Genomic DNA, 13,681 nt, shown 5'->3' on the forward strand with positions numbered 1-13,681 from the left:
ACTGTTTACATGATTAATGTAATAAATATTTTCCAAAAAAGTTTGGTCGCTCCAGTAGTCTAGACATTTTTTATAGCGCAATACGATGGAACAAAAATCTTTCATAAACATTTCCATCCCTACTTACTTAGTGTTAAATTTCCCAATAGAAATCGAAGCTATTCACTAACTGATAATTTCTGTAATGAAGAAAATATTGTTTTTGCTTTTCATTTTGTTTGGAATAAATGTTCACGCTCAAGAGCAATCCGATCTTGAATTTTTTCTAGGCGGTGCTCAAGTTATGGGTATAACCAGCGACGGTTCTAATCTCTGGTTCGCTACAAACGGAAACGGTATTTTTAAATATATGCCCAAAACAAATGCATGGATGCAGTATTCAACTTCATTTGGAAATTTACAACACGATTTCTTTTATTGCATTGCCGCTAATGAAGATTATGTTTGGGCAGGTTCAACAGACGGACTTTTTATTTTAGATAAGAGACATGACTCATGGACAAAAAGAAAATTTGGTCTTGGTGGTCAGTTAGCTAATTGGATCCGCGCTTTAGCTTATGATAAATTTGAAAAAGCGCTTTGGATCGGACGATTTAAATATCTTACCAAGTTCGATCTGAAAGAAAAAAAATACAACGATTACGATTTAACCGTGAAAGGAAACGAGAAGACCAACACCATTAAATCAATTCAGGTGGATGGCGATTCTCTAGTTTGGTTTGGAACTGAAGCCGGTTTACACAAGTATGATAAATCGAAAGACCTTAATGATAAGAACTCTTTAACTTTTTATGATACTAAATACAATTACTTTGATGGAGAAGGTGAGCAAGTTTCCATTACTTCAATTTTATTCGACAGAAATTTTGTCTGGATCGGATTGGATGAGTTTATTACACCTGAAAGACCTGAATTTAATGTAGGCGGATTGTTCCGGTTCAATAGAAAAAATGATTGGCTCAGGTTCGATGATTCAAAAGGTTTGCCGGCTAACGGAATTTATGATTTAGAACGAACCGGTAAGTATATTTGGGTATCGTTATATCAGTTTGGTAAAAACGCAAAAGAAACTTTTGGAAGAGGAATTGTTTTGATAGACAGAATGACAAATAAAATAATTCCAATTCGCGATGATCGAATTCCGCAAACAGTTTACTCGATCTTTTTCGACGGAACAAAGTTGTGGCTCGGAACAGAAACCGGGTTGATTAAAGTTAATTTCTTCAATAAGCTTGCACAGTGGATAGGAATCCATAGCAGTACCAAAAGCGGAGTGAAAAAATGATGAACGTCTCATTCAAAAAATTGAATTCACTTAAAAACAATTTCTCGGGAAAACGTGTTGCGGTTATCGGCGATCTGATGCTGGATTGTTATTTCTGGGGTGGAGTTTCAAGAGTTTCACCCGAAGCTCCCGTTCCAGTTGTTGAAGTTGATGAAGAATTTTTCCGCTTCGGCGGTGCAATGAATGTTGCTTATAATATTTTAAAACTCGGCGGAATACCCTTTCCTATCGGTGTAATTGGAGATGACAATGAAGGAAAAATTATTCGCAAGTTGATGAAAGACAGTGGAATTACTGATAAAGGAATTGTAATTGATCCGAAGCGACCAACTACTGCAAAGACAAGAGTCATTGCCGATAAGCAGCACATCGTACGGATTGATAAAGAGAAAACTGCTGCAATATCTCCATCTACAGAAAAGAAAATATTAGGATTGCTTAGAAAGGAACTTAAAAAACTTGATGCGATAATACTTCAAGATTATAATAAAGGCGTGCTTACCGGAAATCTAATTACACAAATCATTAAGCTTGCAGAGAGTGCAAATATTATTGTAACCGTAGATCCTAAATTCATGAATTTCTTTTCATACAAGAATGTTACGGTTTTCAAACCAAACAGGAAAGAAACTGAAGACGTTTTTGGAATCAGAATTAAAACCGAAGAAGATATTACAAAAGCCGGATTTAGATTACTTGAACAGCTTAACTGCAAATATGTACTTCTTACATTAGGAGAAAAAGGGATTGCACTTTTCGAAAAGGGAAAACTTGAAAGAAGAGTTTCAACCATTGCCAGAAAAGTTTCTGATGTATCCGGTGCCGGCGATACTGTTATCTCAACATTAACAATGGCACTTAGCGCAGGCGCAGAAATTTTTGATGCTGCATATTTAGCTAACTATGCCGGCGGCTTGGTTTGTCAGGAAGTGGGAATTGTTCCAATAGAATTAAACACTTTATTTAACGCAGTGTCAAAAGAGTTGAAATGAGTAATATTAAAAACATTAACGAGCTTGCGGAAATCAGAAAAGAACTGAAACTGCAAAACAAAAAGGTAGTATTTACAAATGGTGTGTTCGATATTTTACACGCCGGACATGTAGATTACATTACCAAGGCCAAATCCAAAGGTGATATTTTAATCATAGCAGTTAATTCCGACTTGTCCGTAAAAAAAATTAAAAGCGAACTTCGCCCAATTGTACCGCAGAATGAACGGGCTTTTATTATCTCTTCTCTCAAACCGGTTGATTATGTTGTGATCTTCGATGAAGAAACTCCATATGAAATAATTAAAAAAATTATTCCGGATGTTTTAGTAAAAGGTGCAGATTGGTCTATAGAAAATATTGTAGGACGTGATATTGTAGAAGCTAACGGAGGTAAAGTAGAAACAATTGAATTTATAAATAATATTTCTACAACTAATATAATTAAAACCGTTCTGGAAAGATTTAAGAAGTAATGGCTGATCAAGAAAAAAAAAATACCGACGAAGTAAAACAGACTTCCCCAAAAGTTAAGCGAAGTCCGTTCCATAAAACTGTGAATATTTTCATCGGCATTTTTCTGGGATTTATTTTAATCTTTCTAATTTTACTAGGATTCACTCAGACCAAAACATTTAGAGAAACGCTACGCGAAAAAGTAATTTCCTTAGTTAACAAAGAAATTAACGGTAAACTAAACATTGAAAAATTAGATGGTACTATTTTCACATCTCTCTTTCTTCAAAATACATCGGTGGCTGTTGGTAATGATACTCTTTTCTACGCACGAAATGTTGAGATTAAGATCAGTCCTCTACAGATATTATTAAAAAAGATTTACGTTAGAAAAATACTTTTGGATGATGTAAAGATTGCTATGCTTCAAGATTCATCTGGCGCTTGGAATTTTTCCAAATTAATTAAGCCTAAACCCAAAGACACTACAAAAACGTCATTCCCATTTTTTGTTCAAGTAAATGATTTACAATTGCATAACATTCAATTTATGCGGCAATCTTATGCGAATTATAAATCGCAGCAAAATTATCCAATGATGAATATGGACGATCTTCGAATTAATAATTTACACTTTGTAGCCCAAGCGTTTGTTGATGTTGATAATTCCAACTATTTACTGATCTTAAAAGAACTATCATTTAAGCCGAACCTTACGCGTTTTAGTTTAAGAAATATTTCCGGTGAATTTGCAATTACTAAAAATTTTGCAAGTATTAATAATCTGTATTTCTTAACAGACAGCAGTGAATTTAAATTAAATGCGCGGATAGATAGTTTAAATCTATTCGGGAATGTTCACTTGGATGATTTTAAGAATTATCCAGTTACAATTAATGCCGATGCAAAATCATTCAACTTCGATGATCTCTCATCTTTCATAGGAAGTACAAAATTTTTAAAGGGTAATCCTTCTATGGAATTAAAAGTCCGCGGAAAGTTCGGTGATTTTAGAGTTGAAAAACTTGCATTAGATTACCGCAATACTCATCTCAGGATTGATGGAAAAATTTTAAATCTCAATTCTCCGGGAAATCTTTTTATTCAGGCTAAGATTTACAATACTGATATTAATTATGAAGATGTTAATGCATTGTTACCAACTTTGAAGTTACCTGAGTACGCTTTACTTCATCTGAAAGGTGTCAATATTGAATATGAAGGACAACCGACAAATTTCAAGACAAAGTTTGTAGGCAATATTGAGAATGGTAAAGTTTCATTTGATGCTTCATTAAACTTTAATGCAAATCCGATGGCTTATGATATCAAATTTGAAACGAATGAATTAAATCTTGCAACTGTGATAAATATTAACACGCTTTTAAATTCTAAAGGAAGTTTAATGGGGAAAGGGGTCTCCCCTGTTGATTTCAATGCTGATTTTAAATTCAACGCTGACGGATCTTCGTTCAACGGTTATCCGCTTGACAGATTTATTGTAAATTTAAATGCAGCGAACAGAGTAATAGATTTAAACATAGATGGACTTAGCGGCAATACTAGCGCACTTGTGAAAGGTAACTTGTCCTTCGATAAAGATACAATACCTTCATACAATTTAGTTGGACAATTAAATAAATTAAATCTTGCCACTTTCTTAAAAGATCAAAAATATGAAAGCAATTTAAATTTTTATTTTTCCGCAGATAGTAAAAACTTTGATCCCGATAAACTTACCGGTTCATTTGCGTTCGGGGTAGATTCTTCACGCTTCAAAAATAAAAAAATTGATCATTCGAATATTCAGTGTTCTATCAAAAATGATCCATCAAATCGTGAGATATTACTTACTTCAGATTTTGTAGATTTCAAAATTGATGGGGATTTTTCACTTAAAAAAGCTATCGCTCTTATTTCGTATGAATCGAAAACCATTACCGATATAATCACAAAAAAAGTTAGCGAATTAAACCCAATTTCGATTGTCAGTAATCAACAGAGTAAAATTGAAATTGATACTACTGTGCCGGATATAGTTAATGAGAATCTAAAATTTAATTACGATTTTAAATTTAAGGATTTCGAATTAATAGCAATGCTTCTAGGAAATGATCAGCTTGATATTTCCGGCAATGGTAAAGGAATAGTAAAAAATGAAAACGGGAATTTCTCCATCTCAAACCAAATGAAATTAGATTATCTTGTAATGATGCAAGACAAAACTACAATTTATATATCCGATCTTGATTCCGATATTAATTTCACCCGCGATAACAGTTCCCTCTCATTTGATAAATTATTCGGTACGGCCTCACTAACAGGAAAACGATTTTATTCCGGCAGTAATGTAAAATCAATCTCTGCGGATATTGCATTCAATCAGAGCAAATTATTTTTCAGCGGCTCGGCAAATATTGAGGATATGATTTATGCCGAAGCCGATGGAATTATTAACATGACCCCGAATGAACAATTACTATCTGTTAATAAATTATCTGTAACATATGATAGATTAGAATGGTCGAACAAAGACACAGTAAAAATTCTTTTTAATCCGGATTTCTTCAAAATACTTCAATGCACTGTTCAGCACGATACATCAACAATCAGCCTAAGTGGAAAAATTGAAAGATCAGGAAATCAAAATTTGAATATTAATGCAAACCGCATTTCCGGAAATTTATTGGAAAGATATTTATTGGGTTATAAAGATAATCAGTTAATAGCAAACGGATCATTGGATGGAAAGATAGAAGGTAAATTTGAAAACCCCGTGATGAATATTTTATTCGATCTGAGAAATTTACAGATTTCTTCAACTAAGCTCGGCAGTATTAGAGGATCGCTAAATTATTCAGATAAAAAACTTACAACTGATTTTGTGTTTCTTGATCTGAATACCAACCAACAAAATCCTTTATTTTCTCTTAAAGGCAGTTTGCCTATAGATCTAAGCTTATCAACTGTCAGCAAACGATTTCTTGAGAATGAACCTTTAAGTATAAAATTAAAGTCAGCAAACTTTGATCTTAGTTCACTTGGTAGAATAATTCCCGGTATAACAGATCAAAAAGGAACTCTTTCTGCAGATGTTGATCTCAGCGGATCATTTAAAAATCCGATTTATAAAGGATACATTAATTTAACTGATGGACACTTTAAATCAGTTTACAATAATTTAGATTACAACTGTTCTGCAAAAACTCATTTCGAAAATCAGGAAATGAAATTAGATAATTTTATTTTATCCAACGCCGGCGGATCTAAATATTCCGGAACAGTTTACGGTGCCGGAGGGATTTCATTTGACGGATTCAGTTTGAAAGATATGGATCTTCATTTCAATGGAGACCTTGCTGTACTCGGTCAGCAATCGCAATCTGTGAGCCCTAATTTTTACGGTGATCTTTTGATTGGAAGCGACGGCGACTGGGTTTTGAGTAAACCGGGCGATCGGATATTTTTCAAAGGAAATTTCTTAATGAAGAATACCGATCTAGTTTATACAACCGGACAAGCAAACGGTGAGTCTCAAAATAAAAATTTCAATTTTATTTTTATTCAAGACTCTACTAAAATTGATCGAGAGCTAGCTCTATTCCAGAAAGTTTTATTAAAAGAGAAAGTATTACAAGAACAATCATCTCAAAAAACAGAAAAACCTCTCAGCTTTGATTATGAAATTGGAATCAGCGCAGAGAATAACGCTAAACTTGTTTTTATACTTTCACAAGCTGTTAATCAAAAATTATTTGTTGAGATGCGGGGCGATTTGAAATATTCAAGTTTTGGCGGAGAGTCAAGAGCACAAGGTGCGTTCGAACTTTTACAAGGTTCAAAATTAGAATTCTTTAAAACGTTTGAGGCAGCTGGGTTTATCCGTTTTGAAAGCGATGTTACAAATCCTTATTTAGATATTGTTGCAACTTATACTAGCGATTATAGAGATCCGCATGATGTAAGCAGTGTTCCTCAAGATGTTGCAGTTAAAATTAAAATTAAAAGCGCTTTGTCAGATCTTGGAAAAAATTTAGCTAATAATCAGGAAAGCCTTAGTGTTTATATCGGCGCAAGAAACATTCAGAACAATATCAGCGATTCAAGATATGATTACGCCGATGCGCTTGCATTTATTATTTCCGGTAAGTTTAAAAATGATCTGACTGCCCAGGATAAAACTCAAGTTGCCGGGCAGACAAATCTTGTTGGCAATCTTTCTTCTTCATTTCTTGGTTCTGTTCTAACTAGTTTCGTTAACTCGCAAGTTGGCGATTTGGTGAATAATATACAAATAACACAATCCAGCTATTTTACAAAATTTTCTCTCTCGGGAAGGATTCAAAATCTTCGTTATAGTTTTGGCGGTACAACGGAAGTTTTCCAAAATATAAATAAAGCAAACATCAAAGTTGAATATCTTATCAATCCCAAATTCTTAATTAGACTAGAAAGGAAAGATCCTATAGTTACTTCATTTGGCTTGGATGAAAAAATAAACGAAATGGCACTTAAATATAAATTCGAATTTTAAATGAAAAAAGAAATCAAAGCATTTTTTAAGAATCATCCTTCAATAAAGCTCAAGTCGAAAGAACTTGCAAAGAAACTAAATGCAAACGATGAATTCGCTTACGCTGAATTGAGGCATTTTCTTCATGCACTTACAGATGAAGGATTCCTTCAGAAAGAAAGCAAACGTTATCAACTGAATAAGTTCGATACAGGAAAACTGATCGGTACACTTCAGATTATTAACGGCGGCGAATACGGATTTGTTTTGCTTAAAGACAAGCAGATAAAAGACATTTTTGTGGCGGGGAAAAATTTAAATACTTCTTTTAACGGAGATTTAGTTGAAGCTGTTTTAATACCATCACGGCGCGGTAAAAGTTTGGAAGGAGAAATTGTTCGTGTTATTGAAAGAAAGCGGAAGGAAATCGTTGGGACGTTACATAAAAGTAAATCATTTTATTTTATTGCCCCTGATGACGACAAAATCCACCGTGATATATACGTCCCTTCCGATAAACTAAGCGGCTCAAAAGAGGGAGAAAAAGTTGTTGTTGGCGATATTGAATGGAAAGCTCCTCTTCTAAATCCGGAAGGCAGAGTAATTGAAATTTTAGGAAAAGCCGGAAGCTACGATGCTGAGATAGCATCAATTGCACGCGAATTTGGTTTGACTTATAAATTCCCGAAAGCTGTTTTAAGTGAAGCAGAATCATTCACAGATATAATTCCTCAAACCGAAATAAACAATCGTCTCGATCTTCGTAATAAAATAGTTATTACTATTGATCCCGAAGATGCAAAAGATTTTGATGATGCTGTTTCAATTGAAGTTCTTCCTAACGGAAATAATTTAATCGGCATTCATATTGCGGATGTAAGTCACTTTGTTCAACGAGGAACGGCGCTTTATGATGAAGCCTTAGAACGAGGCACAAGCGTTTATATTGTCGGCAAAGTTATTCCTATGCTTCCGGAAAAATTATCTAATAATATCTGTTCATTAGTTCCATACAAGGACCGTCTTACTTTTTCTGTTATAGTTGAAATGACACCGCGCTGTAAAATTGTTTCTTATGAAATTAAAAAAACAATTATAAACAGCAAAAGAAGATTTAGTTATGATGAAGTTCAGGAAATTATCGAGAGTGGTAATGGTGACTTTAAGGATGAGATCACACAATTAAATCAGATATCAAAGACTCTCCGCGAAAAAAGAATGAAGAAAGGAAGCATAAATTTTTATTCTCCCGAAGTTAATTTTAAGTTGGATGAGAACGGAATTCCAATTGAAATAAAGATTAAAGAAGTCCGTGAAAGTCATAATCTTATAGAAGAACTAATGTTATTGGCAAATCAAATAGTTGCAGAACATGTTAAAGCTAAAGAGAACAAAAAGGCGATTCCATTTGTTTATAGGATACATGATTTACCCGATAAAGAAAAAATTATTGAATTTTCAAGATTTGTTAAATCGCTCGGTTATCATTTCGATCCTAATTCAGCAAACAAATCTGTTCAGTTTCAATTGTTGTTGGAAGAAGTAAAAGGGACAGAAGAAGAAGCAGTTGTAAATGAGATAGCGATTCGTTCTATGGCTAAGGCAGTTTATTCAACAAAAAACATTGGACATTATGGACTGGGTTTTAGGTATTACACACATTTCACTTCACCTATACGACGCTTCCCGGATCTTATAGTCCATCGTTTGATATTTAGCTACGACCATGAGAAGCTAGAGAAAAATTTATCACTGGAAGAATTAGAAGAAATTTGTGATCATGCATCTGCGCAAGAAAGAAATGCTGTAAATGCTGAGCGCCTTTCTGTAAAATTGAAACAAATTGAGTATTTGAAAAGTAAAGTAGGTGAAGATTTTCACGGAGTTGTTTCGGGCATTACACACTTTGGAATTTTTATTGGACTAAGCCAAACACTTGCAGAAGGATTGATAAGATTAAGAGATTTGAATGATGACTATTATGTATTTGATGAGAAAAATTATTCAATCATAGGAAAAAGAACTGGAAGAAAAATACGTTTAGGAGACAAAGTGAATGTTAAACTTATCCGTGTAGATCAGGAAAAACGCGAAATTGATTTTGTTTTACTTTCAGACTAAAGTTTAAGAAAGGTTGAACTATGAAAAAAATATTTAAGACAATTGTAATATATACACTTTTTTCAACTGCTCTCTTCGCACAGTTTGGTCAAAATAAAGTGAATTATAAAGATACCGAGTGGTTCTACATTCAGACTAAACATTTTGATATTTACTTTACAGTTGGCGGCGAAAAGATAGCTGAATTTACAGCCTCTGCTTCCGAAGATGCTCTTTCAGGTATTCAGAAAGATTTGAATTACCAACTCAATAATAGGGTCTCACTTATTGTTTATAACAGTCATAATGATTTTCAAGAAACCAATGTTACCGATGAATATACAGGAAAAGGCACAGGCGGTTTTACTGAGCCATTTAAAAATCGTGTCGTATTCCCTTTCGAAGGTTCATATAAAAAATTTCAGCACGTAATCGCTCACGAATTAGTCCATGCAGTAATGCGCGATATGTATTTCGGCGGAACTATTCAAAATATAATTGCAAAAGGAATAACTCTTCAGGTTCCAACTTGGTTTATGGAAGGAAGTGCAGAATATCTTTCGCAGGGTTGGGAAACCAATACCGATATGTTCATACGCAATTCTATTATTAGCGAAACACTTCCGGATATAAATCAGCTTGAGGGATATTTGGCATACCGCGGCGGTCAATCAGTATTCAGGTATATTGCTGATACTTACGGTCGGCAAAAAGTCGGCGAGATTTTAAATAAAATTCAAAATTATGGTACACTTGAACAAACACTGAAAGCATCTATAGGCATTGGCTTAGAAGAATTAAATGAACGATGGAAAAAAAGTTTGAAAAAACAATTCTGGCCTGATATTGCTGTCAAACAAGACCCTGATGAACTTTCTAAAAGATTAACCGATAATAAAAAAATCGGCGGGTTTTATAATACTAGTCCTGTCCTTTCACCACAAGGAGATAAAATTGCATTTATCTCTGATCGTGATATTTATCTTGATGTATATATAATGGATGCACAAGATGGAAAGGTTTTGAAAAAAATTGTTGAAAGTGGAAAGACTACCGATTTTGAAGAGTTAACAGTTCTACATCCATCATTAACTTGGGCGCCGGATAATAAACGTGTTGCTCTCTCTTCTAAATCGGGAGGATATGATGTCATTACAATTATTGACGCAGAGACGGAAATTAGTTATGAACTTCCGTTCAAACTACCTGGTATTGAAACAGTTAATTGGTCCAGAGATGGAAATAAATTAGCTTTTATTGCTTACAACTCTCAGCAATCGGATGTTTACATTTATGATTTTTCAACTAAGAATCTTACTAACCTAACAAACGATATTTTTAGTGATACAGATCCGATTTGGACACCCGACGGGAAAAAAATAATTTTTTCGTCAGACCGCGGTAATGATCTAAAACAGACAATACCAACAGTAGATTTTCAAATGTTTAATCATCCATTTAAGCAACTCGATCTTTACTCGATTGATGTAGATACAAAAAATATTGACCGTATAACAGATTGGCAGTACAGCGATGAAAAATCTCCTGCTATTTCTTCTGATGGTAAAGAACTATTATTTGTGTCGGATAAAAATGGTATCAATAATATTTACAGAATAAAAATTGATTCATTAGAAAATCATTCATCATCATTTCCAAAAGCTATTCCAATCACTAATTCTCTTAGCGATCTTGGTCAATTGTCACTTTCGTATGATGGTAAAAAAATAGTATTTACTGCTCTTTATAATTTGGGTTATAACATTTTTATGTTGAACAATCCGTTTGATATGAAACTTGAAACCGATTCATTAAAATATACTGATTATATGAAATCTGTAGTTACTGCAAAAAGTAGTAATGAAGAAAAAGCTGCTGTTCAGACAATTATTTTAAAAGACTCTACAAATCAACATAAAGTTGCAATTGCTGATTCAACAAATCAAAAAACAAAAATATTTGTAGGACAATTTGAGAAGAATAAAAAATCTGTTAAAGATTCAACACAAACCGATTACAGTAAATATGTTTTCGTAAATGATCCATCCGAAAGCGATAGTGCACGAATTGAAAAAAGAAATCAAATTTTCCACGAGACTCTGGATAAGAACGGTAACTTTCTAGTCAACAGATACAAAATCAATTTTTCTCCAGATTTAATTTATGCTAATGCTGGTTACAGCACACTATACGGATTATTGGGCACAACTATACTTTCATTCAGCGATGTTCTTGGTAATCACCGTTTAATCGGTCAAACAAGTTTACAAGTAGATATTAAGAATAGCGATTACGGTTTAGCTTATTATTATTTAAAAGAGAGAGTAGATTTTGGTATCCAGGCATTTCATACAGCAAGATTCCTTTACAGGGATTCAAACTTAGGTTCAGAATTGTACCGATTCACAAATTTCGGTTTAATCGGAATGGCAAGCTATCCGCTGGATCGCTTTCATAGAATGGATTTCGGTTTCAGTGTATTAAGTGTTAGTGCGGAAAATTTGGATAATTCATCAGTCCCAGCAGATCATAACACATATATATTACCTTCATTTAGTTTTGTCCAAGATAATGTATTGTGGGGTTATACTTCCCCAATAGAAGGAACGCGCTATTCACTCACTGTATTTGGTGATCCTGGTTTTACCAGAAGCACACAAAGTTTTTATTCCATTGTTGTTGATTATAGAAAATATTTCCGTTTTTGGTTTGATAACGGATTTGTATTCAGACTTTCCGGCGGACTTTCCGGCGGTGCTAATGCCCAGAGATTTTTTATCGGTGGAACCGAGAACTGGATTAATAGGAGTTTTGCAACAGGCGGTATTCCAATATCCAATGCTAATGATTTTGCATTCTTAACCCCTGCACTTCCGTTACGCGGTTATGATTATGCCCAGCAATTAGGCACAAAATACGGCTTGTTAAATCTCGAATTACGATTACCAATAATTCGATATCTATTAACAGGTGGATTACCACTTTTCTTCCAAAATATTTTGGGCGTTGCATTTATTGATGCCGGTTCGGCTTGGAATAACACAAGCAAATTACAATTCGTTGGTAAAGATGATAATGGTAATACAGTTACAAAGGATCTATTGATTGGAACCGGTGTTGGATTTAGATTATATATGTTATTCTTATGGAGAGTGGATGTTGCATGGAAATATAATTTAGATAAATTCTCTGAACCGCGTTATTATTTATCACTTGGATTAGACTTTTAGAAGAAATAAATCGTATAAAGATTTACTTTTTTTCATTACCGGTAGGATCTATTTTTTTTCTACTGGTTTATTCTCTGGTTTGTTTTCTGATTTTTTTTCAGACTTCTTATAATCGGTTTGATAGAAACCACTCCCCCTAAAGATTGGTGTTGAACCGGCACCTATTAATCTTTTGATGTGTCCTTTACACTGGGGACAGATTGTCAAATGCACTTCAGTTATCCTCTGAAAATGCTCAAACGTATAACCGCAGTCTAAACATTTATAATCGTATGTGGGCATTTTCTTCCTTAAATAATTTTCAAAACATTGGATGAGAAAATAAACAGTGAGATTAACAAATCAAACTTCTATTTTGTTAATCATTTTTTTCGCATATTTGTTCAAAATAATTTGAGTTATGAAACTTAGAATCTTATCCCTGTTCGCAATTTCTGTATTACTTAACGGATGTCTCAATTACACCCAGATTACAACTATCAAAACAGATGGTTCTGGAAATATGTTCATCCATTATTGGATGAAATGGGCTACACCAAAAGATTCATCTATCGTTGAACAGCTTGGTATTTTTAGCAAAGATTCTGTCTTTAAGGAATTCTCATCTGAATATAGTGCCATAACGAATGTTGAGGTATATAAAAACCCTGCAGATAGCAGCATGCATGCAAAAGTCGAACTTAACTTTAGTAGTCTAGATTCCTTAAATCTCACGCCTGCATTTCGTAAGTCTGAATTATCTATTAAAGATGGGCCAAAAAACACAAAGATATTTTCTCAATTTATTCCAGCAATTGCTACAGGTTTTGGTTTTGAAAACAAAAATTTTTCAATCTCTTATATTTATTATTTACCTGGTGAAATATTAAGTCATAATGCTACTGAAATTGACAGAAATAAACTTACATGGAAATATTCTTTAGATGAAATCGGGACAGGTAAATATATATCTGCAACCTACCGCGCATTCAAACTAAAAGAAACTCCAACTTGGATTTTCATGTGTGCTCTATTTGTATTAGTTGTAGTTATAGTTTATTTATTCAGTAAAAGGATGAAATAACCCTCAGATCACAGGCTGTTACAACTGCTCTTTAAGTTGACA

8 protein-coding genes are annotated in these 13,681 nt (G+C 33.7%); 7 read left to right on the plus strand and 1 reads right to left on the minus strand.

Annotated elements, in window-relative coordinates:
• Nucleotides 1–184: 184 nt before the first annotated feature.
• The 6 genes from NTZ27_06735 to NTZ27_06760 are packed head-to-tail and all read left to right on the plus strand — an operon-like array spanning nt 185 to nt 12,576.
• Nucleotides 185–1,285 carry a hypothetical protein gene (locus NTZ27_06735; GenBank protein ID MCX6174424.1) on the plus strand — a complete coding sequence of 367 codons (1,101 nt, stop codon included), beginning with the start codon at nt 185–187 and terminating at the stop codon, nt 1,283–1,285.
• On the plus strand, nt 1,282–2,277 hold the full coding sequence (gene rfaE1 / locus NTZ27_06740) for a D-glycero-beta-D-manno-heptose-7-phosphate kinase (GenBank protein MCX6174425.1): 996 nt from the start codon (nt 1,282–1,284) through the stop codon (nt 2,275–2,277). Before NTZ27_06735 ends, rfaE1 begins: the two co-directional genes overlap by 4 nt.
• A complete protein-coding gene (gene rfaE2 / locus NTZ27_06745; GenBank protein ID MCX6174426.1) occupies nt 2,274–2,753 on the plus strand; it encodes a D-glycero-beta-D-manno-heptose 1-phosphate adenylyltransferase in 480 nt (159 codons plus the stop codon). Before rfaE1 ends, rfaE2 begins: the two co-directional genes overlap by 4 nt.
• Nucleotides 2,753–7,267, plus strand: coding sequence for a hypothetical protein (locus NTZ27_06750; GenBank protein MCX6174427.1), 4,515 nt, complete (start codon nt 2,753–2,755; stop codon nt 7,265–7,267). Before rfaE2 ends, NTZ27_06750 begins: the two co-directional genes overlap by 1 nt.
• Nucleotides 7,268–9,367, plus strand: a complete 2,100-nt coding sequence (gene rnr / locus NTZ27_06755; GenBank protein ID MCX6174428.1) for a ribonuclease R — start codon at nt 7,268–7,270, stop codon at nt 9,365–9,367.
• A 20-nt stretch (nt 9,368–9,387) separates the two neighbouring features.
• Nucleotides 9,388–12,576 (plus strand): peptidase MA family metallohydrolase, encoded by a 3,189-nt coding sequence (locus NTZ27_06760; GenBank protein ID MCX6174429.1) that lies wholly within the window; start codon nt 9,388–9,390, stop codon nt 12,574–12,576.
• Nucleotides 12,577–12,624: 48 nt separating this feature from the next.
• Here the strand turns inward: NTZ27_06760 and NTZ27_06765 are convergent, their stop codons facing one another.
• Nucleotides 12,625–12,858, minus strand: coding sequence for a zinc ribbon domain-containing protein (locus NTZ27_06765; protein ID MCX6174430.1), 234 nt, complete (start codon nt 12,856–12,858; stop codon nt 12,625–12,627).
• 118 nt (nt 12,859–12,976) lie between these two features.
• Between NTZ27_06765 and NTZ27_06770 the strand changes: the two genes are divergently transcribed.
• Nucleotides 12,977–13,639 (plus strand): hypothetical protein, encoded by a 663-nt coding sequence (locus NTZ27_06770; GenBank protein MCX6174431.1) that lies wholly within the window; start codon nt 12,977–12,979, stop codon nt 13,637–13,639.
• Nucleotides 13,640–13,681: the final 42 nt, after the last annotated feature.

This window comes from Ignavibacteriales bacterium, assembly GCA_026390775.1.
GTDB lineage: Bacteria > Bacteroidota > Ignavibacteria > Ignavibacteriales > Melioribacteraceae > Fen-1258.